Origin of the sequence: Microbaculum mangrovi, from assembly GCF_051390635.1 — a bacterium.
Lineage (GTDB): Bacteria > Pseudomonadota > Alphaproteobacteria > Rhizobiales > Tepidamorphaceae > Microbaculum.
Genome location: NZ_JBPODT010000002.1, coordinates 1 through 24,681 on the forward strand (window position 1 = coordinate 1; position 24,681 = coordinate 24,681).

A 24,681-nucleotide genomic window follows, 5' to 3' on the forward strand; every position below is an offset into this window, starting at 1 on the left:
TTCTATGTAGAGTGTCTTCACGTCGAGCCTTGCCAGCCAGTCTCGCAGCGCGGTGGCGATGAACTCAGGCCCATTGTTGGACCGTATGTGCTCCGGCGGACCGTGCGTGACGAACAAATCGGCGAGCGTATCCAGCACACGCTGCGAGTTGAGCTTTCGGTCGACCTCGATCGCCAGGCATTCGCGGGTGTGTTCATCGATCACGACCAGCATCCGGAACGCCCTGCCATCATGGGTGCGATCCTGCACGAAGTCATAGGACCAGACGTGGTTGCGATGGGTCGGCCTCAGCCGCACACACGATCCGTCCGCTAGCCACAGACGCCCGCGCTTCGGTTGCTTCATGGGTACCTTGAGCCCCTCGCGCTGCCAGATGCGATAGACGCGCTTGACGTTCACCACCCAACCTTCGGCATTCAGCAGTGCCGTGATCCGGCGGTAGCCATATCGACCATATTGCTCAGCCAGGCGAATGACCGCTCTGGTTAGCGCGGCCTCATCCTGCCGGCCCTGTGGCTGCTTGCGCTGGGTGGAGCGATGCTGGCCGACCACATGGCAGGCACGGCGCACTGAGACGCCGAGATCCCTCACCACGTGGTCGACACAGGCACGACGGCGCGAGGGGCTTAGAAGTTTCCCTTTGCAGCCTCTTTCAGGATCATCGCGTCCAGAGTCAGATCGGCAACGGCTTTGCGAAGCCTCTGGTTCTCACGCTCCAGATCCTTCAGCCGTCTTGCCTGATCGACTTTCAGCCCGCCGTACTCCCGGCGCCAGCGGTAATAACTCTGCTCCGACACCGCCAGCATGCGGCAGATCTGGCCTACCGTCTCGCCCTGGCTGAGACGAACCTCCGCCTCACGCAGCATCGCGATGATCTCTTCAGGGGAATAGCGCTTTCTCGGCATTCTCAGCTCCAGTTTTGGAGCCGAACTCTAACTTAGACCAATGGCCACTTTCCGGGGAGCATACCACGTCGGCCCTAATCGCCGGCCCTCATCATGGCGACACGCTCGCCTTGCCCGGGCGGGTCGAAGGCGGGCTGCGTTTCCTTCAGCAGGCCGTGCAGGATGTCGGCGAAGACCTGTGCGCTCGGGGAACGGGTCCGTCCGCGGCGGCTCACCGCGCCGATCCTGCGGTCGATGGTCGGATCCGCCAGGTACTGGACGGCGAGGTCGTCCCCGTCGTCCAGCCGCAGCGCGAACGAGGGCAGGATGCCGATGCCGATGCCGTTGCGCACCATGGTGTGCATCGTCGCGAGGTTGGTCACCTCGACGACCGGTGGAATGGTGTCGGGGAACTTGGGCAGATGCTTGTCGAGCAGGGACGGGATGCCGGTGCGCTCTGTCATCGCGATGCGCGGCAGCGTCAGCGCCTTTCGCCAGGTCAGCTTGCGGATTTCCGGAAAGTGCACCCGCGAATAGAAGACGCCCAGCCGTTCCACTGCGAGCGGCGTGAACAGCAGGTCGTCATAGGCCAGCGTGTCGGCGCAGATGCCCATGTCCACGGTCCCCTCGCGGACCTGCTGGGCGACGCCGCCGGAATTGGCCTCGTTGATCACCAGCCGGATCGACGGATAGCGCTCCTTCAACTGCCGGACCGCATTCGGCACCACCGAGATGGCCAGCGAGGACAGGCACGCGATTTCGAGGTTGCCGAGCCGGCTGTCGCGGAACGCTTCGATGTCCTTCAACATCGCGTCATATTCCGCGATTACAGCCCGCATGCGCGACACGATCAGGTCGCCGAAGGCGGTGGGGCCGATGTAGCGCGTGGTTCTGTCGAACAGCCGTGCCCCGAACTTCTCCTCGGTGGCCTGTATGACGGCGCTCAGCGACGGCTGGCTGATGCCCAGATGCCGGGCCGCCCGGCTGAATCCGCCGAAGTCCGCGGCTGCGACCACCCATCGCATGTGCTGAACGCTCAGGCTCATAGGCTTTACCTATCAATATATCGATATTCATGGCGTTAACTTGTAAAGGCGGCTATGTCAATTTCCCGCCACCTGAAACCCGAAGCGGATGGCTTGAGAGTGCGCAATTCGGTACGTATCGGTGGCGGCGCGGGGTTTGCGTCCGACCGGATCGACGCGTTGGGGCCCCTGATCAGGAACGGCTCCGTCGATTACATCATTCTGGAAATGCTGGCCGAGCGGACGCTCGCCATCCTGCAGGGCGCCCAGGAAATCGGCCGCGACGGCTTCTTTCCCAGCCTGCTGCACCGCCTGGACCGCTATCTTCCCGAATGCCTCGATAAGGGCATCGGCATCATCACCAATGGCGGCGGCGTGGACCCGCTCGGGGCGGCGAAGCGCATCGCCGAGACACGGTCGCGCCGCGACATTCCGTGCCGCATCGGCGTGGTGACCGGTGACGACGTGCGCGCGGCGATCCTGCGCGACGACGTCATGATCCCGGAATATGGCGTGCGGCTCAGCGAGATCGGCCGCGGCTGCATCTCCGCGCATGCCTATCTCGGGTCCGAGGGCATCGAGCGCTGCCTCGCCGATGGGGCGCATGTCGTGATTACCGGCCGCGTCGCCGATCCGGCGCTGGTGCTCGGCCCGGTGCGTCATGCGCTCGGCTGGTCGCCCACGGACTTCGATCTGGCCGCGCGCGGCCTCGTCGCCGGCCATCTCGTCGAATGCGGCGCCCAGGCGACCGGCGGCTATTTCGCCGATGCCGTCAACAAGACCGTGCCGGATCTCGAGACCGTCGGCTACCCGATCGCCGAAGTCCATTGCGACGGCCGCATCGTCATTTCCAAGCCGTCGGAGACCGGTGGCGTCGTCGATCGCCGCACGGTGACCGAGCAGCTTCTCTACGAGGTGCACGACCCCTCGCAGTATCTGACGCCCGACGCCGTCATCGACCTGAGCCAGGCGGAAGTCGACGAGGCGCAGGACGGCGTGCACGTCACCGGCATCGCCGGCCGGCCCGCGCCGGAGACGCTGAAGGTGCTGGTGGCGCTGGAGAACGGCTATCTCGTCGAAGGTGGCATTTCCTATCACGGGCCGGGCGCGCTCGAGCGCGCGGCGCTGGCCGAGGACATCCTGCGCAAGCGCTTCAAGCTGATCCTTCGCGGCAAGGCGCGGGACATCTGGTTCACCCGATACGGAACCGGCGACGTGCGGCTGCACATGTGCGCGCGGGTGCGCGACACCCAGCAGGCCGACATTCTCGCCGCCGAGGTCGAGGCGCTCTACACCAACGGCCCGGCCGGCGGCGGCGGTGCCCGCGCCGTGGTGCGCCGGTCCCTCGAGATCGTCAGCACCCTTATCCCCCGCGACACCGTGTCCGTCTCCGTGGAGATGATCGATGCCTGAGATAGAGCCTAAGGTTTCACTGCCGCTCTACGACCTGGCCCATGCGCGCGCCGGCGACAAGGGCGACACGCTGAGCATCTGCGTGATCGCCTACGACCGGGCCGACTACGCGCTGATCGGCGAGCAGGCCACGCCGGAACGGGTGGCCGCGCATTTCGGCGACGACGTCAAAGGGGCCGTGCGGCGCTACGACCTGCCACGCCTCGGTGCCTACAATTTCGTGCTCGAGCAGGCCCTGGCGGGCGGCGTCAGCAAGGCGCTGACGCTCGACACCCACGGCAAGGCCAAGAGCGGCACGTTGCTGGCGATGACGGTCGAGGTCCCGCAGGACCATCCCGCCGCCGCCCGGAACGCGGAAGACCGGCGCGACGAAGACACCAGTTCGAAATAGTCACCTAGCTGTAAAATGGAGGAAATACCGATGTCCAAGAGCACGAAGGCGCTCGCAATCACGATGGCGATCTGCGGTGCGACCGCGTTGACGCCGGCCTATGCCAAGACGCTCGAGGTTCAGAGCGTCTACCCGAACAACATGCTGTATCAGGGCGAATCCTCGCTGCGCTTCGCCGAGCAGCTCGAAGCCGTGACCGGTGGCGACCTCAAGGTCAAGGTGTTCTCGGCCAACGAGCTGGTCCCGTCCTTCGAGGTGTTCGACGCCGTCAGCTCCGGCGCGATCGAGGCCGGCTGGGACTGGACCTCCTATTGGGGTTCGAAGATCCCGGTCGCCAATCTCATCGGCGCGATGCCGTTCGGCCCGCAGGGCGAGGTGTTCGTCGGCTGGATGTATCAGGGCGGCGGCCTGGAGCTGCTGCGCGAGGCGTATGCGCCTTACGACGTGGTTCCGGTACCCTGCCACCTGACCGCGCCGGAGCCGGGCGGTTGGTTCAACGTCGAGATCAACGAGCCGGGCGACCTGAAGGGCCTGTCGATGCGTATCGGCGGCCTGGGTGCCAAGGTGGTGGAGAAGCTCGGTGTCACGCCGCTGCTCATCCCCGGCGGCGAGGTGTATCTGGCGCTGGAACGTGGTCGCATCGACGCGGCCGAGTTCTCCCATCCCTCGCTCGACCGTCAGCTCGGCTTGCCGGAAGTCGGCAAGTACTATTACTTCCCGGGCTGGCATCAGCCGGGTAGCTGGAACTCGCTGCTGGTCAACAAGACCACGTGGGAGGGCCTGACCGACGCGCAGCGCGCGGCGATCGAGACCACCTGCCAGGCGAACGTGCTGTGGTCGCTCTACGCCATCAACGCCCTCCAGGGCGACATCCTGGTCGAACTGGAGAAAGAGGGCGTCGAGGTCCGGGAGTTCCCGGAGACCGTGATGGCCGCGCTCAAGACCGCCACCGACGAGACGCTGGCTGAACAGGCCGAGCAGGACGAGCTCTTCAAGCGCGCGCTCGAGTCCATCAACGCCTATGTGGCGAGCGTCGACGTGTGGAACGCGAAAGTGCTGCCGCGCAAGTAACGGCGACGGTTGCCGTCCGCGGGCGGCCGCTGCAAGGAGGACTTGTGGTGATTGGATATCTCGTAAATGGGGCAGGGCGGCTGAGCGCCGCCCTCCTCCTGCCGCTGATCGCTCTGGTTCTGATCGGCATCGGCGCCCGCCTGCTCGGGTTCAACGAGGTCGTGTCGTGGCCCGTGTCGCTGCCCGTCATCGGCAGCGGCGTCACCGCCAACACGCTGATCGAGCTGCAGTCCTTCCTGTTCGGCATCATGTTCCTGTTCGCCGGGGCGAGTGCCTTGCGCCGCGGCGAGCACGTCATGGTCGACATGCTGAGCGGAACGTTCTCGGACAGGACGCGCGCCGTGATCGACAGCCTCGCGATCCTGTTCCTGATGCTGCCCTTCCTGGCGGTGACCGGCTGGGCCTCGATCGGCTTCGTCGAGCGCTCGTGGTTTGCCGCCGAGACGTCGCATTCGGGCAGCCTGACGCACATCTTCCTGTTCAAGGCGGCCATCCCGGTCGGACTTTTCCTGCTCGCGCTGGAAACCCTGTCGCGCCTGTGCGGCAACATCGTCTTCCTGGTCAAGGGGGAGCCCGTCCGCCATGACTGAAATGCTGCCCCTGGTGATGATCGGGCTTCTGATCGTCTTCATCTTCCTCGGCTTTCCGGTCGCGTTCGTGCTCGGCGGCGTCGGTATCGGCGTCGGCCTGCTGGCCGGCCTGCCGCTGGGCTTCTTCAACATCGTGGTGTCGCGCATCTACGTGAACGTCATGATGAACTGGCTGCTGCTGGCCATCCCGCTGTTCATCTTCATGGGGCTGGTGCTGGAACGCTCCGGCATCGTGCGCACGCTGCTGCTGTCGTCGGCGCGCATGATGGGACGCTTTCCCGGCAACATCGCGCTTTCGGTGGTGATCATCGGCGTGATCTTCGCCGCCGCGACGGGTGTCATCGGTGCCTCCGTGGTGCTGCTCGGCATCATCGCGCTGCCGGCCATGCACGCGGCCGGCTACCGCCAGGAGCTTGCCGCCGGCGTCGTCATGGCATCGAGCACACTGGGCATCCTCATTCCGCCGAGCATCATGCTCGTGCTGATCGGCGACCAGATGCAGGTGTCTGTCGGCAAGCTGTTCGCCGGGGCCATCATGCCGGGCCTGGTCATTGCCGGCCTGATGTTCGTGACGATCCTGTCCTATTGCTTTCTCAGGCCCCAGGCCGCGCCCGCCTATGTCGACAAGGACTGGGAGGAGCTCAGCTTCCTGACCCAGCTGCGCGGCTTCGTCGAGCCGCTGGTGCTGATCACCATCGTGCTCGGATCGATCCTGGCCGGCATAGCCACGCCGACGGAAGCCGCCGCGATCGGCGCGGCCGGGGCGATGGTCCTGGCGGCGATGCATGGCGGGCTCAACCGGCGCATCCTCGGCGAGGCGACGCGCTCGACCGTGACCACCACGGCGATGGTCCTTTGGCTGATGGTCGGGGCGACGTGCTTCTCCCTGGTCTTCACCCGCCTTGGCGGCAACGACCTGGTGGCCTCGGCCACCGACGCGATGGGGCTTGGGCCCTACGGCACGATGATCGCCGTGCTGGCGCTCGTGTTCGTCCTCGGCTTCTTCCTGGAATGGATCGAGATCACCTACATCGTCGTGCCGATCTTCCTGCCGGTGATCGTCGGTCTGGATTTTGGTGCAGGCGTGGAACCCCAGGACATCGCCCTTTGGTTCGGCGTGCTGCTGGCTGTCTGCCTGCAGACCTCGTTCCTCACGCCGCCCTTCGGCTTTGCCCTGTTCTACCTGAAGGGCATCGCCAAGCAGACGATAAGCGTCAAGAACATCTACAAGGGCGCGATCCCGTTCGTGCTCATCCAGTTGATCGCCCTGACGGCGACGATCCTGTTCCCCGGGATCATCCTGTGGCTGCCGAGCCTGATGTAGCCGGCGCCCGGGCGGTTTCCCCTGACAACGACCTGTGACCTGCGAATAGAGGGATGAACTCTATGTATCCGACGTTGAAACTGTACATCGATGGTGTCTGGCGCGACGGCTCCGAGGGCGCGTCCGAGCCGGTCTACAATCCGGCGACGGGCGAAGTGATCGCCACGCTGCCGCATGCCAGCCGGGCCGACCTCGATGACGCCCTGGCGTCGTCGCGCGCGGCCTTCGCCAAGTGGAAGAAGGTTTCGGCCCACGAGCGCTCGACCTACCTGAAGAAAGTCGCCGCGCTGCTGCGCGAGCGCAGCGAACAGATCTCGCAGGTGCTGACGCTGGAGCAGGGCAAGCCGTTGCCGGAAGCCCGTGTCGAGATGGTCTACACCGCGGACGTGTTCGAATGGTACGCCGAGGAAGCGCGCCGCACCTACGGCCACATCATCCCCGCGCGCAACACCACCCATCGCCAGATGGTGCTGAAGGAGCCGATCGGCCCGGCCCTCGGCCTGTCGCCCTGGAACTTCCCGGGCATCGTGCCCGCGCGCAAGGTCGGCGCGGCGCTGGCCGCCGGCTGCGTGTCGATCATCAAGGCGTCGGAGGAAACGCCGGGCACCTGCGTCGAGATCGTCCGCGCCTGCCACGATGCGGGCATTCCCGCCGGCGTGGTCAACATGGTGTTCGGCGTTCCCGCCGAGATCTCGTCCTACCTGATGGCGTCCGACGTTATCCGGCAGGTCTCCTTCACCGGCTCGATCCCCGTCGGCAAGCATCTGGCCCGGCTGGCCAGCGACAACCTGATCCGCTGCACGCTGGAGCTGGGCGGTCATGCCCCCGTCATCGTGCTGAAGGATGCCGACGTGCGCAAGGCGGCCCGTGTCGCGGCGACCGGCAAGTTCTACCGCAACGCCGGCCAGGTCTGCGTGTCGCCGACCCGTTTCCTGGTCGAGGCGCCGGTCTACGACGCTTTCGTCGAGGAGATGACGACGATCGCCAACAGCGTGAAAGTGGGCAACGGCGCCGTCGACGGCACCGAGATGGGGCCGCTCGCCAATCCGCGCCGCCTCGACGTGATGGAGGAACTGGTCGCCGACGCCCGCACCCGCGGGGCCAGGATTGCTGCCGGCGGCAACCGGGTCGGCAACCAGGGTAATTTCTGGGCCCCGACCGTGATTGCCGACGTCACGACCGAATGCCAGATCATGAACGACGAGCCGTTCGGCCCGCTGGCGCCGATCATGCCCGTCGACAGCCTGGATGCCGCCATCGCCGAGGCCAACCGGCTTCCCGTCGGGCTCGCCTCCTACGTCTTCACCAGTGCAATGGACACCGCGCGCCAGGCGGCCGAGGAGATCGAGGCCGGCGTCGTCACCATCAACCACGTCATCGCCTCGATGGCCGAGACGCCGTTCGGCGGCGTCAAGCAGAGCGGCGACGGCCGCGAGGGCGGGGCCGAAGGCCTGGAAGAGTTCCTGGTCACGAAATACGTGTCCGAAGGCCCGGCGGTCTGAGAAGCGGCGTCATGAGACAGAACCCGATCATAACCTGCGCCATTACCGGTTCGGCCGATACCGCCGACAAGAGCCCGGCCGTGCCGGTCTCGCCGGCGCAGATCGCGGACTCGGCGCTCGCGGCGGCCGAGGCCGGCGCGGCGATTGTGCACCTGCATGTGCGCGAGCCCGAGACCGGGCAGCCCTCGATGCGGCTCGATCTCTACGAGGAGACGGTTGCGCTGATCCGTGAGCGCAATCAGGAGGTCATCGTCAACCTGACGACGGGCGCCGGCGCGCGCTTCGTTCCCGACGAGGCGCGTCCGCAGGTCGGCGCGCCGGGAACGACGCTCGAGGGCACGGCCAAGCGCATGGAGCATGTGCTTAAGATCCGCCCTGACATCTGCACCCTGGATGTCGGCAGCATGAACTTCGGCGAGCATGTCTTCGTCAACACGCCCGGCCACCTGCGGACGATGGCCAGCGAGATCACCAGGGCCGGCGTCACGATCGAGGCCGAGGTGTTCGATCTCGGCCACATTCGCCTGGCGCGGCGCCTGTTGGACGAGGGCGTGTTCCACACCAGGCCGATCTTCCAGCTCTGCCTGGGCGTGCCGTGGGGCGCGGAGGCCGATCCGGCGACGCTCCTGCAGATGCGCGACCGCTTGCCGCAGGATGTCGAGTGGTCTGCCTTCGGAATTGGTGCCATGCAGTTCCCCATGGTGGCGCAGAGCTGGCTCGCGGGTGGGCATGTGCGCGTGGGGCTGGAGGACAACCTCTATATCGCCCGCGGCGAACTGGCCGACAGCAACGCGCAGCTGGTCAGGCGCGCCGTCGATATCCTGGCCAGTCTTGGCGCGAGCCCGGCATCGGCCACGCAGGCCAGAACGCTCCTGGGGTTGTGACGGGACGCGCCGTCTTCCGGGACGGCCCCCCGAACCGCCTATTCGAAAAGCAGACAACGAGGCGCTGAATGTTCAGCTTTGAAAACAAGATCGTCGTTATCACCGGGGCCGCCGGCGGCATTCCGACCGCGACGGCGAAGCTCTTCTATGATCTCGGCGCCAGCCTGGCGCTGGGCGATCTGGACGTCGACAAGATCACCGGCGCGACCGCCGCCATGGACGGCGACCGGGTGCTGTGCCACGCGCTCGACGTCACCAGCACGACGTCGTTCGACAGCTTCAAGGCCGCGGTCACGGAGCGGTATGGTCGCTGCGACGTGCTGGTGACGGCCGCCGGGCTCTATCGCGACCGGATGGTGGCCGAGATGACCGACGCGGAATGGGCGGCGATGATGGCCGTCAACGTCGACGGCGTGTTCCGCGCCTGCCGCGCTTTCGGCGATGCCATGGGCGAGGGCGGAGCGATCGTCAACATCGCCTCGCTGGCCGGCCACAAGGGATCGCGCGAGCATGCCCACTACGCCGCCGCCAAGGGCGCCGTGCTGAGCTTCTCGCGCAGCCTTGCCGCGGAACTTGCGCCGCGCGTGCGCGTGAACTGCGTCTCGCCGGGCCTCGTCGACACCGGCTTCGTCGCCTCGCTTCTGGAGAAGATCGGCACGGCGATGGAAGACGCCACCCCGATGAAGCGGCGCGGCGAGCCCGAGGACATCGCCCGCGCGATTGCATTCCTGGCCAGCGACTGGGCGAGTTTCGTCACCGGCGAAACGATCCACGTCAATGGCGGTTTCAGCATGCTCTGACGAAAGGTCGAGACAATGAAAGACAACCCCTTCTCGCTGCAGGGGCAGCGCATCGTCGTGACGGGCGGACTGGGCGGCTTCGGCTTCGCCACCGCGCAGGCCGCGCTCGGCATGGGCGCGCGGGTCTTCCTGCTCGACCGTGAGGAGCGGCCAGAGGCGATGGCACGGCTCGACGCCTATGGCGATCAGGTCAGCTTCCATGCCTGCGACGTCTGCGACCGGCAGGGCGTCGAGCGCCTGGCCGCCGAGATCGGCCCCGTCGACGGGCTCGTCGTCAATGCCGGCGTGCTGCCCTTCGACGATTGGGAGGCGCCCGACTGGGACAGCGCCTTCGACCGCGTGATCGACGTCAACCTGCGCGGCGCCATCAATACGGCGCGGGCTTGGTTCGGCTCGATGTGCGAGGCGGGGCAGGGCCGTATCGTGTTCGTGGGCTCCGCTTCCGGCAAGATGGGCGGGCTCCAGGCCGGGCCGCACTATGTCGGCTCCAAGGGCGGCATCCACGCCGTGACCAAGTGGCTGGCGCTCAAGGGCGCGCGCCACGGCGTGCGCGTCAACGCGATCGCGCCGGGTAGCGCCGACACCGGCCTTCTCGATGGCCAGCCCTTCGCCTCCGACAAGGTGCCGCTGGGGCGCATGGCCACGGCCGAGGAAATCGCCTGGCCGATCGTTTTCCTGCTCGGCGAGGCATCCAACTACATGTGCGGCAGCATCCTGGACGTGAACGGCGGCCTGTACATGGACTAATCGTCCCGGACTTGCCCCGGGGGCTCCGGCGCTCGCACGCTCGGAGCCCCCGCGCTATTCAGGCAGTCGGAGGTGATCCGCCGACTGCCTGAATAGCGCGGGTCATCACCGATGCCCGCATGCTCCCGCACGATAGCGACCGCCCTCGCAGACGAGACGGGTCATCCCGGCGCAACGCAGCCGCTCCGTATGGACGCGGCTATCGGTCTGACTGGCTGAGCGGCTCCAGGGGACATCGATGTCCTCGGCATTCGGAGCGCGCGGAAACGCCAGTCCAAAGCAACACAGCTTTAACAAGAGTCCGCATTTCCCTTCCGTTTCGGGCTCGACGCCTCGAAGGCGCGTCCGTGGACGCTGGCACGCACAGCCACGTGCCTTTCCGCGCCCTTCTGCACTCCGTAGGCATGCGGTCTCGCACGTTGCGCCTTCACTCTGGATGAGCCGCTTGAGCCGATAGCGGACACATGTCGATCGCGAAGCCGGATGCGTGGGGTGGCGCGGTCTGCGCTGACGACATGCGGAAGAGGGCGGGCGCCCGTCGAGGGCCGTGGCGACAGCACCTCTGGCTAAACGGCGAAGCCACGATATGCGCCTGCGGTCGCGAGCGAGCCGCTTGATCCGGCCACAGCGTTGTCCCCGGGGTCCCACCTTTGCCAGCGCATGTCGTATAATCAGCGAGCGGAGACGGGACAAAATCTCTGTGACGAGAGGATCGTTTGTCGTCGATATTAAATCACTATGCGGAATGAAGTTTTATTTTTCTTGATTTTCTGGACATGGCCGCTATCAATTCGTCGTGTCCGCATCATCAAACGAAGTCAGAACCGTGTCTCTAGATAAGCTGTTCAATCCCCGGTCTATCGCCATCGTCGGTGTCTCCACCAAGAAGGCCATTTTTCAGGTCGGGGGGCGCGCCGTCTTTGATCATTTGCGCCTGCACGACTATCCGGGTCGGATAGACCTCGTTACCCGTGAACCGGTGGTGATAGACGGCGTAGAGAGCGTTACCGATCTTGCCATGCTTGAGCACACGCCTGATTGCGTTCTGGTATCGGTGCCCGCCGACGACGTCTTTCCGGTTGTAGAGAAGGCACTGGGACTCGGCTGCCGTTCCTTCGTGGTCATTACGGGCGGTTTTTCGGAATCAGGATCCGATGGTGCGGCGCGCCAGGCCAAACTGGCGGAATTGGTTGCCGCGCGTGGCGGGGCGATGCTGGGCCCCAACACCACGGGCTTTGTGAACTTTGCGGAGCGCGTGGCGATGAGCTCGACGAGCCGCATCAGTGCCGCGCTGGCGCCGATAGGCGAGATCGGCATCGTCGTTCAGAGCGGCGCGCTTGGCAGCGCGCTTCTGGAGGAAGCGGCACGCAGCGGCATCGGCCTCAGCCATCTCATCTCGACCGGGAACGAAGCGGTGACCACCCTGGCCGATTGCGTCGACTATCTGGTGGACGATCCCGCGACGCGTGTGATCGCCCTGTATGTCGAGGGGTTCCGCCAGCCCGACCGGATGCTGGAAGCGGCGCGGCGGGCCCATGCCGCGGGCAAGCCGATTGTCGTGTACAAGACGGGCCGCTCCGATGCGGGGCGCAGAGCCGCCGCCGGTCATACAGGAGCGTTGGTCGGAGCGCGCGGCAGCTATGAAGCCGCCGTCCGCCAGCTCGGCTGGATTGATGTGCGTTCGATTGAGGATCTGCTGCCCGTCGCCCACTACGTGGCGCAGCCCGGCGCGGCGGCACGTACGATGGGCATCATCACCGTCTCCGGTGGCTTTGGCGGCTGCGTCGCCGATGCTCTGGAAGAGACCGGCGCGATCAGCCTGCCGACGCCGGGCCCGGCCACCGTCGAACGCATGCGAAACGACGTCCCCGCCTTTCTGTCCGCCAACAATCCCGTCGACATTGGCGGTACGCCATTCCGCAGGCCCGGTGGTTTCGCGGAATGTCTGGACGCATTCGCCGACGATCCCGCTCTCCATGCCATTGCGGTAGCCAACACGCCGATCGTGCCGCCTTGGGGCGCCGACGTGGCCGAGGCGGTGAAGGCGACGCACGCGCGCACCGGAAAGCCGGTCTCGGTGATCTGGCCGTCCGAGATCTTCAATGGTGAGGCCCTGCGCGACCTTCGCGCGGCCGGGACGCCCACGTTCACTCGTGTCGATACCTTCACCGCGGCCGTCGCGGGGGCCGCCGCGCTGGCGACGGCGCGGGACAAGCCGTCGCGGCTTCTCCGCGAAGGGCGCAGCAACAGCACGCCGAGCCTTGATGTCGATCTGGAAACGCTCGACGAAGCCGCAAGCAAGTCCTTCCTGAAGCTTGCCGGCCTTCCTTTTCCGGCCGAGACCTTCGTGTCCGGGATGGATATGGCAAAGGTGCGGGAGGCCGCTGGCACGATCGGCTATCCGGTAACCCTGAAGGGGATCGCGCGTGGCGTCGTCCACAAGTCCGAGTTCGGCCTTGTGGCCGTCGCGCTGCCGGACGCGGAAGCGCTTGAGACACGTGCGGCTGCCATGCTCGAAAGCGCCGACCGGAACAACCTCGAGTTCGAAGGCTTCCTGGTGGCCGAGACGGTCCGTCCGCAGGCGGAAGTGATCGTCGGTCTCGGTCTCGATCCGGAGTTCGGCCCAACACTGACTTTCGGTGCCGGCGGCATCTACACCGAGATCATGCAGGATGTGGCGACACGCGTGTTGCCGCTCGACGAGGACGAGGTCCGCGGCATGATCGAAAGCTGCCGCATCTCGCGCATTCTTCAGGGCGCGCGCGGCCGTCCTCTACTCGATGTCGACGCGCTCGTGTCGTTGGTATCCGGCGTCGCCGCGCTGGCCCCCAGGCTCGGGCCTGATTTCGCCGGCCTGGAGTTGAATCCCGTGGGCGTCGGGCTGGCCGGCGAAGGCGCGTGGCCGCTCGATGCGAGCGTGTTCAAGGCACGGTGCGGCGCATGAACGAGACGATGCAACGGCGACGCAAACTCGTCGAAACCGACGCGGCCGCAGCGCTTATCGGCGAATGGCTCGGCGACGGTGATCTGCTCGCGCTTGGCGGCCTCTTCAAACAGGGCCGGCCGATGGCGTTGGTCCGCGAAGTGATCCGATCGGGTCGACAGGATCTAAAACTCATCTCTTCGCCGGGCTCCGGTTTCGATGCCGATCTTATGATCGCCGCGGGCTGCGTGGCCGAGACGTTTCTGCCGGCGGTAACGCTTGAAGATCGCATGTGCCCGTCGTTCCGCGCGGCAGCGGAAGCCGGAACCATCACGGCGCACTGCGTCGACGCATTGTCGGTCGTGGGCGGATTCCTGGCGGCGGCAAACGGCGTTCCGTTTCAGCCGGTCGCCGCCTGGAAAGGCTCCGACGTACCGTCCAACAACCCGCTGATCGCTCCGATCGAGTGCCCCTTCACCGGCGAGACGCTGTTCGCCACAAAGGCGATCCGGCCGAAGCTGGCGCTGCTTCATGCGCAGGAAGGCGATGTCTATGGCAATGTGCGGCATCTCTCGACGATGACCTATGCCGACCAGATGATCGCGCGGGCGGCGGAACGGGTGATCGTCAGCGTGGATCGCATCGTATCGACCGAGAATATCGTAGAGCGATCGCGAGAGACGACGATCCCCTGCATCTATGTCGACGCGATCGTGGAGCTGCCCTATGGCGCCCATCCGACTGGCAGCTTTCCGCTCTACAGCATCGACGAGGCCCATATCGAGCACTATGCGACCGTGGCCGAAGCCGTGCGGCGGGGCGGTGATGCAGCGCGCCCCCAGCTCCAGGCCTACCTCGACCGCCACGTGCGTCGCACGCGGGATCCGCAGGCCTACGTCGATAGCGTCGGTGGAGCCGCGCGCATGAAGGAACTCGAAAACGAGGCGGCCGAACTATGACCGAACGTCCCTGCACCCCTGCCGAATTGCAGGCGGTTGTCCTGTCGCGCGAATTGCAGGATGGCGAACTGGGCGCCGCCGGAGCGTCGGCCGCGATCCCCATGGCCGCCATGATGCTGGCGCGACTGACACATGCGCCCGACCTCCAGATCGCCGGGGAGATGTTCGTCAATCCAAGGCCGAAGCAACTTTGGAACTCGATGCTGGACGATCGCGCGCTCGGCGCCTGCGAAGCCGCCGAGACCTTCCTGGAGCTTTTCGGCCATTCGCACCGGGGCCTCGACTTTTTCTTCCATAACGGCATGCAGGTGGATGCCTACGGCAATATCAACCTGCATCATATTGGCGGCACCATCGACAAACCGAAGATGCGGGGCCCCGGTGCGGCCAATATTTCCTACGCGGCGACCTCACGTCGCTTCTACATCTGCACCGGCAATCACTCGTCCCGCACGTTAGTGCCACGCGTCGATTTCATTACCTCGCCCGGCTATCTCGACGGACCCGACAGCTTTCGGGCGGCCGGGCTCACCGGCGGTCCGCGCCTGTGCGTCACGCCACTTGCGGTGATGGACTTCCATCCCGACACGTTGCGCATGCGCCTGAAGTCGGTTCATCCGTGGAGCTCGCCGGAAGAGGTGGCCGCCAACACCGGTTTCGACCTTCTCACGGAAAACGATACGGCCACGACCGCGCTGCCGAGCGATCGCGAACTCTCGCTGCTGCGCGAGACGGTGGACCCGAAGGGCCTGTTGCGCGAGGCGTAAAGCCGGACCGTCAGCGCGGCCGGCTGCGCCTTTCAACGAACGCCGCGACGGCGGCCGCGTGCTCGTCCGTGCCGTGGGCGGCCGCCTGCATGGCGCCGACCGCGGCGAGATAGTCCTGAAGATGCGTGCGCTCCGCCATGCGCAGCAGGCGCTTCGTCATGCGAATGGCCGGCACCGGTTTGGCTGCAATCTCGGCGGCGAGCTCGAGCGCGCGGTCCATCAGGTCTTCCGGTTCGTGAACGTCCAGCACCAGGCCCAGCGTCAGCGCCTCGGCCGCTTCGACGGGGCGGGCACGAAAACTGATCTCGGCCGCGCGCTGATAGCCCAGGTGGCGCACGAGGAACCAGCCGCCACCGTCGCCGGACACGAGCCCGAGATCGACGAACACCTCGCCGAAGACGGCGTTGGTGGAGGCGAGCCGCAGGTCGCACATCAGCGTCAGGTCGCATCCCGCGCCCATCGCCGGCCCGTTCACGGCGGCGATGGTGGGAATGTCGATTCGCGACAGGATCATCGGCAATTGCTGCACGGCGGCGCGATAGGCCTCTGCGATATCGGACGGTGATCCGCCGAAGATGCCTGTCTTCTGGTGCATCTCCTTGACGTTGCCGCCAGCGGAAAAGACCGGCCCCGCACCGGTGATCACCAGCACGCGGGCATCGCGATCGCGTTCCACGTCCTGCAGTCCGGCAATGAGAGCCTCGATCATCTCTGCGTCCGACATCGGATTGCGATGCTCGGGGTCATTGAGCGTGAGCACCACGACGCCGTCTGAACGTCGGTCGATCAATACACGTGGCTCACTCACGACTGGTTCTCCGCAACGATGGGTTCGATGAATGCACCGCCGTCGCGGAGCTGCTTCTCTATGGTGTGCGCCACGGCGACGAGGCGCTGTCCGATGGCGCGTTGCTTGACGGCGGACAGGTGCCGCGCCGGGGCCCCGCAGGCCAAGGCATAGACCGGCGAGCCACCCGGAAAGATCAGAGGCGCCGCAACACCGTTGATATCCGTATTCCAGCTTGCAGACGCTGTTGTGTAGCCGTGGTCGGCGACCTCGCTTCGGCCCTTCTCGATGCTGGCCTTCAATTCGTCCCAATGCTTCTCGTGACGGACCTTGAGATGCGAGAACAGATAATCGAGCTCGACCTGCGGCAGCGGCGCGATCAGCGCGTGGCCGGTCGCGGTACCAGCCAGCGGGATGCGCGAGCCGACCTCGAGCCGAAGCGTCATCAGCGTGTTGAGGCTGTGGCAGACTTCCAGTTCGATCACGTCGAGCCGGTCCCGCCCGGCCAGCGAAGCGTGGACATTGTAGGTGTCGGCGAGTTCCTTGAGATAGGGACGGACCAGGTCGCCGAGGCTGAAGGGCTCGCGCGCGGCAAAGCCGAGGCTGAGCACGGAGGTTCCCAGTCGGTACTGGCGCCGCCGCGGCGAATAATGCAGATAACCGAGCCCGGTCAGGGCCTGCAGCAGCCGCGAGGTCGTCGGCTTCGGCAGGCCGACGCGCTGAGCGACTTCCATGCCGTTCAGCCACACCTGCTCGGTTGTGCTGAAGGCCTCGAGAACGGCCAGCCCGCGTGCCAGTGCATTGACGAAATCACGATCCTTGGAAACGACGCCACTGGTACGCCTCCGCCGGACCCGTTCGCGCGGAGACGGCTCCGAACCACTCGAGTCGGCATCCTGCCCTGAAGCAGCGGAATCGTCGCGACTTGTCGCCATGCTCACTCGTCCCAAAAGCTCGCGCCGAGCTGATCCATGCGATGGCCGAGCTCGCTCGAGAGCGCCATCAGTTCGGGACCGAGCGTCTCCTGGAAATGCGCCTCGTCCAGGCCACGCCGCCGCGTGCCGCAGTTGAGTGCCAGCACCGTCTCGCCACGATCTAGCCAGACCGGCGCCCCGACGGCGAAAATCTCGCGCCGCCAGGCACCGAACGACACCGAGAAGCCGCGCCGGTCGACCTCGGCGATCTCGGCGCGCAGCTCCGCCTCAACCGTGTCGGCCTTGTCGCCCGCGGCAGCGCGAATGGCCTGCATGTGATGCTCGCGCTCTGCCTCCGGCAGCGCCCACATATAGGCACGGCCCATCGCCGACTGCGCGATCGGCACCAGGGAGCCGATACGAAGACGCATGGTCACTGTCTCCGGCCCGGAGCAGTAGTGAAGATAGACCATGTCGGGACCGTCGCCGATACCAAGCGCGACCGACATCTCGTACTTGTCGGCAAGCGCCTGCATCAGCGGTTCGGCGACCCGGCGCACCGGCAGGGAACGCAGTAGCGCATGCCCCAGCGCGGTTACCTTGTCGCCGAGATGGTACTGGCCGTGTGGCTCGACCTGCCGCAGATAGCCCATCTGCGACAGCGTGTAGGACAGCCGCGCCACGGTCGCCTTCGGCAACGCCGTCCGCTCGGCGATCTCCTTGTTGCCGAGTGGCGCATCGATCGCGCGGAAGGCCCGCAGGATGTTCAGGCCACGCGCGAGAGAAACGACCATGGTCGTGTCCTTCGCCTTCACCGCAGCCATTTTCGCACCACTCCCCACGCGTTTATTTGCCGCTCCACACGGGCGGGCGCTTCTCGGCGAAGGCACGTGGCCCCTCCTGCGCGTCTTCGCTCGCATAGACATGCTCGTATATTCGTTTTGCGCTCTCAAGGCCTTCGGCGCAACCCAAGTCCATGGTTCGCAAGATTGATTCTTTCCCGGCCGCCACCGACAACGGCGCATTGTCCCGGATCGTCGCGGCCAGGGACCGGGCACGCGCCAGCACGGCCTCCACGGTCGGCTCGATATGGTTGACGAAGCCCAGCGCGTGCAGCCTTTCGATCGTCTGCAATTCGCCGGTGAGGACCATTTCCATCAGAATCGGCTGGGGCATTTGCCAGAGCAGCGGCATCGCCCAGGGGGAACCGCGCCCGCGCTTCGCTTCGGTGATGCCTCCGCTCGTGCCGGCCAGCCCCACGCGCAAATCGGCGTTGAGCGAGATCATGAAGCCCCCGGCTGCGAAATGGCCGGTCATCGCCGCAATGATCGGCTTGCGCACCTGACGCATCCGCTCATGGAACGGATCGCGGATCAGGGTCAGAACGTCGACACCACGTGTTGCACGAAGCTCGCTCGCTTCCTTCAGGTCCATGCCGGCACAGAAGGTGCCGCAAGGCGCGGCCGTCAGGATCGCCACCCGGATGTCGTCACGGCGATCTACCTCTTCCCACAGGTCGTACAGCCGGTTCGCGGCGGCCACGGACAGTGCGTTTCGCCGTTCGGGACGGTTGAGCGTGATCGTTGCGATGCCCTCCGAGTCTTCGAAGAGCACGGTTTCCGCTGCCAGCATACGAGTGCAATCCTCCATCGCCTTGCGCCGGTCCGGCGCGATCGAGGCAACACTAGCAGAAACTCATAGTGCGGAACAATATTTCAAAATATGCTTGTGTGCGGTTGCCCGCTGTGCCATTTTTGCCGGCGTGGAATGCAGGTTTTTGCCGGGCCACACATGCTCTGACATGCCAGGTGCGGCCTTACCGAAAGGAAGGCCCGCGACCTCGGCAGCGGGCGTCGCAACGCGCTTTTCGATAGGCCGCAGGCAGGCGGCCACCTACGATAGGGAGGATTGAATGCAGACGAAGCTACGCAGAACGCTTTTGGGTGCCGCGATGTGCCTTGCTGCAGGCACATTGAGCCCGGCAGCGGCACAGACGTTCAGCTTGGGTTCGACGAACGCGACATCGAGCCACTACCAGATCGCCGTAGCGATGGCCCAGGCCATCGAGGCCGGCATCCCCGACTCGACCGCCACTGTCGTGGAGACCGGTGCCAGCGTCGACAATGTGCGTCGCCTGGTGCGTGGAGAGATCGATCTCGGCCTCGTCGCCGGAGACGTGTTCGTTCAGGCGAAGCAGGGCATCGGCCAGTTTGAAGGCCATGCGGTCGAGGATCTCGTCGCGCTCTATCCCTACAACGACTCGGTCATCAACATCGCGGTGCGTGCGGATTCGGGCATCACCACGCTGGAAGAGCTCGATGGCAAGAAGTTCACCCCCGGCATCCGCGGCAGTGGCGGCGAGCTTCTCATCACGCAGAGCTTCGAACAGTTCGGCATAAATCCGGACTACGTGTACGGCACGGTCACCGATGCGATCGAAGGCGTGCGCAACGACCAGTTGGTCGGCTACAGCAAGTATGCTGCCGCCAATCGCGTCGACTCCACCTTGCAGGAACTGATGACGTCGGTGGATATGCGCATCCTAGGCTTCACGCCCGAACAGCAGAAACTTGTCGCCGAGAAGATCCCCGGCGTCGGTTTCACCACGCTGCCGGCAGGGTTCATCAAGGACAATCCGGCGGTCGTCACGCCGTCCGTCCCGATCGTTTATGCTACCCGCCTCTCGCTCATGGACGATGAGACCGCGCGCAAGGTGGCGCAGGCAATCGGTGAGAACAAGCAGATCCTTATCGATGTCTGGCCGCAGCTCGCCGACTACGACTTCAAGGGCTCGATTCTGTCGACGGTCGGCATCGGCATCGAAGTGCATCCGGGCGCCATGTCGTACTGGGAGTCGGCCGAGTAGTTCGCGCCGGATTCCGACCACAAGCGACCGCTCCGGGGCTAGGCGCCCCGAGCGGTCGCCGTCATTCACCGACAGTTCCACGCCGGAAAACCAACATGGTCGACGCTTGGTCTGATCGCAGGTTCCACGAGGCGATCAACGCGCTGCTGCGGGTCGTCCTCGTAACATATGCCCTGTTCCAGATTTACACGTCATTCTTCGGAATGATGGAGCCTCTGGTCCAGCGCGGCATCTTTCTCGGCCTCGGGCTCGGATCGGTCTTTCTGCTGACGGCGGCAAATCGGCTCGGACAGGGCAGGCCGACCGTCGCAGTCATCGTCAACGTCCTCCTGGCTGCAGCCGGTTACTACGTCTGCTTCCATATCGTCTTCAGTTCGAAGCGCCTGTCCGACTTCATGGTGGAACTGACCACCTGGGACATCGTGCTCGGCATCGCGACGATCGGCCTCGTACTCGAGGCGGCGCGCCGCACGATCGGGTGGTTCCTACCGGTGCTGGCCGTTATCGGCCTGGCCTACTACTACTTCGGACACGGCGTCATTTCCGGCACATGGCAGCCGCCGCGCGTCTCCACCCTGACGTTCGTGGAGACCTACTACGCCTCCACCGAAGCCATCTTCGGCTATATGGTCGATATGGGGACGCGGGTAATCGCGATCTTCATCATCCTCGGGGCGCTCCTGCTCAGCACCGGCGCAACGGAGATCTTCATCAAGCTCGCGACCATGATCGCCGGCCGCAGCTATGGCGGCCAGGCGAAGGTCTGCACGGTTTCGTCCGCCCTGTTCGGCACGGTCACCGGATCGGCCGTCGCCAATGTCATGGCCATGGGACCGGTCACGATTCCGACCATGCGACGTTCCGGCTACAGCGGGAGCTACGCCGCCGCCGTCGAGGCCGTGTCGTCAGCCGGAGGCCAGATCATGCCGCCGGTGATGGGCGCCGGCGCCTTCATCATGGCCGAGATCCTCAACATTCCGTACTCGCAGGTCATGACGGCCGCGCTGATCCCGGCGCTGCTTTACTTCCTGGTGCTGTGGTTCAGCATCGGAATGCGCGCGCGGCGCCTCGACATCCGCCCGTTGGATCGCAGTGAGATGCCGCAATGGCGGGACCTCGCTGACCCCTTCACCGCGCTTCCGATGTACCTGCCGGTCGTGAGCCTCATCGTCATGCTGGCGCGCGATTTCACGCCGACGCTGGCCGGCTCCGTCGCCGTCGTCGTTCTGATCGGGACCCTGTTCGTGCTGCGCACGCTGAGGTGCCTGATCGACGGGGAGCCGCACAAGCTCGGCGCCACCTACCGCACGCTCGTGCGCGAGATACTCAAGGGTCTCTACGATGGCGGCAAGGCCATCGCCATGGTCGCCGTTCTGCTCGCCTGCGCGGCGATTGTGGTGAAGGTGCTGACGGCCACCGGAATCGGCGTCAAGATCTCCAGCCTCATCCTGTCCTTCTCCGACGACAGCCTTGTGCTCGTGCTGATATTCACGGCCGTACTGGCTATTCTTCTGGGCATGGATGTGCCGACGACGGCCTCCTACATTCTCGCATCTGCGGTCGCCGGCCCGATTCTGATCAAGCTCGGAATCGAGCCGCTCAACGCCCATATGTTCATCTTCTACTTCGCCATCATGTCGGCGATCACACCACCGGTTTGCGCCAGTGTCTTTGCCGCAGCATCCATCGCGGGCGAGAACTTCTGGCGCGTCGCCGGACATGCCGTTGTGATGGCCATCGCGCTCTATCTCATTCCGTTCCTTTTCATCTTCCGCACCGGCGTGCTGATGGAAGGCAGCGCTTTCGACATCATTCACAATACGGCGATGACGGCGCTCGCGGTGATCGCAATCACGGGCGCCTCGGCGGGCTACCTGCTCGGGCTGCTGGCCTGGCCGATGCGGATCGCGCTGTATGCGGGCGGTGCGATGCTGTTCTATCCCGCTGTCTGGAGCGACGCGGCCGGAATTGCCGTCGTCGTCGTCGTGGCCGCTCTGAGCCGCTGGCGGACGACATCCAGCCGGGCCTTGCCCCCGACGGGCCGGGCGGCTCTGGACAAGAGACTGTAGGGGACGGAAACGAAGCGGCGCCGTCGGGTCGGCGACCGCCCTAGGTGCGCTGGCGGCGCGCCAGCCACCAGCCGAACGGGGTCGGCCAGCGCTCGAAGGGGCGATCGTCGAGTACGTTCGCCGCGTGAAGTGCCCAATTGGGCTCTACCAGCATCTGTCGTCCGATCGCGACGAGATCGGCCTTGCCGGTCCGTACGATCGCGTCGGCTTGCGCCGCTTCCGTGATGCCGCCCACCGCCATGGTGGCGATGTCCGCTGTGGCGCGTAGGTCCGCGGCGAAGCCAACCTGGAAACCCGGCCCGCGCGGCACCAGCATCTCCTTGCGCGGCAGGATCATGCCGCCCGACGAGCAATCGACCAGATCGACTCCCAGTTCGCGAAGCCGGGCGGCGAGATAGCGGGACTCTTCGAGCGACCATCCCACATCGACGCCGTCGACGGAGGAAATCCGGCAGGCGAGGGGCTTCTGCGCCGGCCAGGTCTCCCGAACCGCCGCCACCACGCGAAGCGGAAAGCGCACCCGGTTCTCGAGGCTGCCGCCATAGGAATCCGTGCGCAGGTTGGAAAGCGGCGACAGGAAGCTGTGCAGCAGGTAGCCGTGCGCCATGTGGATCTCGACGAGGTCGAACCCGGCATCGTTGGCTCGCCGGGCGGCATCACGATAGGCCGCGACCAGCCTCTCCATATCCGCCTCGGTCATCTGACGCGGCACGTGGCCACCCTGGGCCGCAGGCGTCGCACTCGGCCCGATCACCTCCATGCCTGGCGCGATCGGAGCGGGAGCGAAGCCCTGCCACGGCGCGGAAGTCGATGCCTTGCGCCCGGCATGCTGAAGCTGGATGCCGATGGCCGCGCCGCAGCCATGGACCGCTTCGGCCAGCTCGGCGAGGGGCCCGGCCTGTCCCTCGCTCCATATGCCGAGATCGGCATCGGTGGAGCGTCCCTCCGGACTGACGGCTGTGGCCTCTGTCATGACGAGGCCCGCTCCGCCTAGGGCGAAGCGGGCCAGATGGGTGCGGTGCCAGGCCGTCGGCACCGCGTCCGGTGCCGAATAGGTCTGCATGGGCGAGACGACGACACGATTGGCGAGCCGCAGATCGCGGAGCGCAAAGGGCTCGAACAAGCCCTCTGTCATCTGGCGCGCATGGCCTTGCTGATGATGGCGCGCTGAATCTGCGACGTGCCGCCCCCGATCGTGCACTGCATGCCTTCCCGGAAATAGCGCTCCATATCGGCCTCCGGCAGCATGGAATGTCCGCCCAGGATCTGCATGCCCTGGCGCGAAACGGTCTGCAGCGTTTCCGAGGCGAACAGCTTGGCCATCGCCACTTCCTTGCCGCACGGCTCGCCGCGCGCGGCCACTTCCGCCGCCCGGTAGACCAGCAACCGTGCCGCATCCACCTGTGTCTGCATGTCGGCCAGCATATGGCGGATCACCTGGAAGTCGAAGATCGGCTGGTCGAACTGAACGCGTTCATGGGCATAGCCGAGCGCGTCGTCGACCGCCGTCTGCGCATTGCCGACATACGCCGCCGCCACCGCGATACGCTCCAGTTCGAGATGGTCGGTGATGATTTCCCAGCCCTGTCCCTCATGGCCCAGCCGGTTGGCGACCGGCACGCGGGCATCGTCGACGAAGATTTCGGTCGTACCCGTCGACCGCCGCGCGAGCGTCGGCAGCTTCCGGATATCGAGGCCGGGCGTATCATTGGGGACGATCATGACGGACAGCCCCTTGTGCTTGGCCGCCTCCGGATCGGTCCGCACGAGCATCGCGATCTTGACGTCGCGGGCGGCCGCGCCGCTGCACCACAGTTTCTGGCCCTTGATCACGTACTCGTCGCCGTCGCGATGCGCGCGGGTGCGGGTGGAGGCCGCATCCGAGCCGGCACTTGGCTCCGAGATCGAGATCGAGAAGCGGATGGCGCCGCTCATGAAGGGCTCGAGATAGGTTTCTTTCTGCGTATCGGAGCCGAATTTCACGATGTTCATCGCGGTAAAGGTCGGCACCAGCACGGAGGTGGCGAAGTCGAAGCCGAATTTGCCGAGCCCTTCGCACATCAGCGCATAATCGAAAATGTCGCCGCCGAAGCCGCCGTGATCCTCGGGGATCAGCAGCCTCAGCCAGCCCTCGTTGGCGATCTTCTCGTAGGCCTCGTAGGGATAGGCCCGCTCCATGTCGTGCTCGCGGATGTACTCGCGCGTCACCTCCTTTTCCATGAAGCGGTCGACGGTCTCGTGCCAGGCGCGCTGCTCGCTGTTGAGGAAGTTCATGACTTGGCAAACTCCATTTCGGCAAAGGGATCGCTGGCGGCCGGCTCGAGCCGTTCGCCGCGGATGAGTAGGCTGAATTCGCAGCGCAGGATCGTCTCGCGGCGCTGATTGACGCCCAGCAACTCGCAGGTCGCCACGCCGGCACCGTCCTTCTTGGGGCGCAGGGCGATGATCTCGGAGCGCGCCCAGACGGTGTCGCCGATGAAGCTCGGCTTGAGGAAGCGCAGGCGGTCGACGCCATAGAAGACCTCGACCACGCCGGCATCGAACGGCATGAGCGCGTTGACGATCGAGAAAACCAGCGAGCCCTGCACGAGGCGCTGGCCGTAGAGCGCTTCACGGGCAAACTCGACATTGGAATGGATTTCCAGCCAGTTGCCGGTGAGCATGCAGAAATTGACGACGTCGGTCTCCGTCAGCGTGCGCCCGCGCGACGTGCGAACCTGTCCGACCTCCAGTTCGCCGAATGTCTGATCGATCATAGTGTCTCC

Annotated in this window: 22 protein-coding genes and 1 pseudogene; 14 read left to right on the plus strand and 9 right to left on the minus strand. The window is 65.5% G+C overall.

Annotation, left to right across the window (positions count from 1 at the left end; all coding sequences use genetic code 11):
• Together ACSF9G_RS06445 and ACSF9G_RS06450 are read right to left on the minus strand one after the other, a co-directional pair.
• A pseudogene (locus ACSF9G_RS06445) lies at nucleotides 1-905 on the minus strand (IS3 family transposase); the annotation flags it as partial.
• Nucleotides 906-979: 74 nt separating this feature from the next.
• Nucleotides 980-1,930 (minus strand): LysR family transcriptional regulator, encoded by a 951-nt coding sequence (locus ACSF9G_RS06450; RefSeq protein ID WP_436639695.1) that lies wholly within the window; start codon nucleotides 1,928-1,930, stop codon nucleotides 980-982.
• A 99-nt stretch (nucleotides 1,931-2,029) separates the two neighbouring features.
• Here ACSF9G_RS06450 and ACSF9G_RS06455 point away from each other — a divergent pair, with 99 nt between their 5' ends.
• The 12 genes from ACSF9G_RS06455 to ACSF9G_RS06510 all read left to right on the plus strand — a co-directional run bounded on the left by ACSF9G_RS06455 (nucleotide 2,030) and on the right by ACSF9G_RS06510 (nucleotide 15,280).
• Nucleotides 2,030-3,322 carry an acyclic terpene utilization AtuA family protein gene (locus tag ACSF9G_RS06455; protein ID WP_436639697.1) on the plus strand — a complete coding sequence of 431 codons (1,293 nt, stop codon included), beginning with the start codon at nucleotides 2,030-2,032 and terminating at the stop codon, nucleotides 3,320-3,322.
• A complete protein-coding gene (locus tag ACSF9G_RS06460; protein WP_436639699.1) occupies nucleotides 3,315-3,713 on the plus strand; it encodes an AtuA-related protein in 399 nt (132 codons plus the stop codon). Before ACSF9G_RS06455 ends, ACSF9G_RS06460 begins: the two co-directional genes overlap by 8 nt.
• Before the next feature lie 30 nt (nucleotides 3,714-3,743).
• Nucleotides 3,744-4,784 (plus strand): TRAP transporter substrate-binding protein, encoded by a 1,041-nt coding sequence (locus ACSF9G_RS06465; RefSeq protein ID WP_436639701.1) that lies wholly within the window; start codon nucleotides 3,744-3,746, stop codon nucleotides 4,782-4,784.
• Between the two features lie 47 nt (nucleotides 4,785-4,831).
• Nucleotides 4,832-5,374 (plus strand): TRAP transporter small permease subunit, encoded by a 543-nt coding sequence (locus ACSF9G_RS06470; RefSeq protein ID WP_436639703.1) that lies wholly within the window; start codon nucleotides 4,832-4,834, stop codon nucleotides 5,372-5,374.
• Entirely contained in the window at nucleotides 5,367-6,698 is a 1,332-nt protein-coding gene (locus ACSF9G_RS06475) for a TRAP transporter large permease (RefSeq protein WP_436639704.1), read from the plus strand. Before ACSF9G_RS06470 ends, ACSF9G_RS06475 begins: the two co-directional genes overlap by 8 nt.
• Nucleotides 6,699-6,760: 62 nt before the next feature.
• Complete coding sequence (locus tag ACSF9G_RS06480; RefSeq protein ID WP_436639705.1) at nucleotides 6,761-8,200, plus strand: NAD-dependent succinate-semialdehyde dehydrogenase; 1,440 nt, start codon at nucleotides 6,761-6,763, stop codon at nucleotides 8,198-8,200.
• 11 nt (nucleotides 8,201-8,211) lie between these two features.
• Nucleotides 8,212-9,084: a beta-keto acid cleavage family enzyme gene (locus tag ACSF9G_RS06485; RefSeq protein WP_436639706.1), complete on the plus strand. Its 873-nt coding sequence runs from the start codon at nucleotides 8,212-8,214 to the stop codon at nucleotides 9,082-9,084.
• Nucleotides 9,085-9,152: 68 nt separating this feature from the next.
• A complete protein-coding gene (locus tag ACSF9G_RS06490) occupies nucleotides 9,153-9,884 on the plus strand; it encodes an SDR family NAD(P)-dependent oxidoreductase (RefSeq protein WP_436639707.1) in 732 nt (243 codons plus the stop codon).
• Nucleotides 9,885-9,899: 15 nt separating this feature from the next.
• Nucleotides 9,900-10,631: an SDR family NAD(P)-dependent oxidoreductase gene (locus tag ACSF9G_RS06495; protein ID WP_436639708.1), complete on the plus strand. Its 732-nt coding sequence runs from the start codon at nucleotides 9,900-9,902 to the stop codon at nucleotides 10,629-10,631.
• 826 nt (nucleotides 10,632-11,457) lie between these two features.
• Entirely contained in the window at nucleotides 11,458-13,575 is a 2,118-nt protein-coding gene (locus ACSF9G_RS06500; RefSeq protein ID WP_436639709.1) for an acetate--CoA ligase family protein, read from the plus strand.
• The gene (locus ACSF9G_RS06505) at nucleotides 13,572-14,513 is read left to right on the plus strand and encodes a CoA transferase subunit A (RefSeq protein ID WP_436639711.1); all 942 of its coding nucleotides are present in this window, start codon (nucleotides 13,572-13,574) and stop codon (nucleotides 14,511-14,513) included. Before ACSF9G_RS06500 ends, ACSF9G_RS06505 begins: the two co-directional genes overlap by 4 nt.
• Entirely contained in the window at nucleotides 14,510-15,280 is a 771-nt protein-coding gene (locus tag ACSF9G_RS06510) for a CoA-transferase subunit beta (protein WP_436639713.1), read from the plus strand. Before ACSF9G_RS06505 ends, ACSF9G_RS06510 begins: the two co-directional genes overlap by 4 nt.
• Nucleotides 15,281-15,290: 10 nt before the next feature.
• Here the strand turns inward: ACSF9G_RS06510 and ACSF9G_RS06515 are convergent, their stop codons facing one another.
• Genes ACSF9G_RS06515 through ACSF9G_RS06530 form a run of 4 tightly spaced genes read right to left on the minus strand, consistent with a single transcriptional unit; the run spans nucleotide 15,291 to nucleotide 18,613 of the window.
• A complete protein-coding gene (locus ACSF9G_RS06515; protein ID WP_436639715.1) occupies nucleotides 15,291-16,088 on the minus strand; it encodes an enoyl-CoA hydratase-related protein in 798 nt (265 codons plus the stop codon).
• Complete coding sequence (locus ACSF9G_RS06520; RefSeq protein WP_436639717.1) at nucleotides 16,085-17,002, minus strand: IclR family transcriptional regulator; 918 nt, start codon at nucleotides 17,000-17,002, stop codon at nucleotides 16,085-16,087. Before ACSF9G_RS06520 ends, ACSF9G_RS06515 begins: the two co-directional genes overlap by 4 nt.
• 2 nt (nucleotides 17,003-17,004) lie before the next feature.
• The gene (locus tag ACSF9G_RS06525) at nucleotides 17,005-17,805 is read right to left on the minus strand and encodes an IclR family transcriptional regulator (RefSeq protein WP_436639719.1); all 801 of its coding nucleotides are present in this window, start codon (nucleotides 17,803-17,805) and stop codon (nucleotides 17,005-17,007) included.
• Nucleotides 17,806-17,827: 22 nt separating this feature from the next.
• On the minus strand, nucleotides 17,828-18,613 hold the full coding sequence (locus ACSF9G_RS06530) for an enoyl-CoA hydratase-related protein (RefSeq protein ID WP_436639721.1): 786 nt from the start codon (nucleotides 18,611-18,613) through the stop codon (nucleotides 17,828-17,830).
• Between the two features lie 280 nt (nucleotides 18,614-18,893).
• On the opposite strand from ACSF9G_RS06530, the gene ACSF9G_RS06535 reads away from it, so the two are divergent.
• Together ACSF9G_RS06535 and ACSF9G_RS06540 are read left to right on the plus strand one after the other, a co-directional pair.
• Complete coding sequence (locus tag ACSF9G_RS06535) at nucleotides 18,894-19,847, plus strand: TAXI family TRAP transporter solute-binding subunit (protein WP_436639723.1); 954 nt, start codon at nucleotides 18,894-18,896, stop codon at nucleotides 19,845-19,847.
• Nucleotides 19,848-19,942: 95 nt separating this feature from the next.
• Nucleotides 19,943-21,916 carry a TRAP transporter permease gene (locus ACSF9G_RS06540; RefSeq protein ID WP_436639725.1) on the plus strand — a complete coding sequence of 658 codons (1,974 nt, stop codon included), beginning with the start codon at nucleotides 19,943-19,945 and terminating at the stop codon, nucleotides 21,914-21,916.
• A gap of 40 nt (nucleotides 21,917-21,956) precedes the next feature.
• Here the strand turns inward: ACSF9G_RS06540 and ACSF9G_RS06545 are convergent, their stop codons facing one another.
• From ACSF9G_RS06545 to ACSF9G_RS06555, 3 genes are read right to left on the minus strand one after another with little or no spacing between them, the layout of a single operon-like run.
• Nucleotides 21,957-23,051 (minus strand): NADH:flavin oxidoreductase/NADH oxidase, encoded by a 1,095-nt coding sequence (locus ACSF9G_RS06545; RefSeq protein WP_436639727.1) that lies wholly within the window; start codon nucleotides 23,049-23,051, stop codon nucleotides 21,957-21,959.
• Nucleotides 23,048-24,190 carry an acyl-CoA dehydrogenase family protein gene (locus tag ACSF9G_RS06550; protein WP_436639729.1) on the minus strand — a complete coding sequence of 381 codons (1,143 nt, stop codon included), beginning with the start codon at nucleotides 24,188-24,190 and terminating at the stop codon, nucleotides 23,048-23,050. The genes ACSF9G_RS06545 and ACSF9G_RS06550 overlap by 4 nt, the downstream gene beginning before the upstream one ends.
• The gene (locus tag ACSF9G_RS06555) at nucleotides 24,187-24,672 is read right to left on the minus strand and encodes a MaoC/PaaZ C-terminal domain-containing protein (protein WP_436639731.1); all 486 of its coding nucleotides are present in this window, start codon (nucleotides 24,670-24,672) and stop codon (nucleotides 24,187-24,189) included. The genes ACSF9G_RS06550 and ACSF9G_RS06555 overlap by 4 nt, the downstream gene beginning before the upstream one ends.
• Nucleotides 24,673-24,681 lie beyond the last annotated feature (9 nt).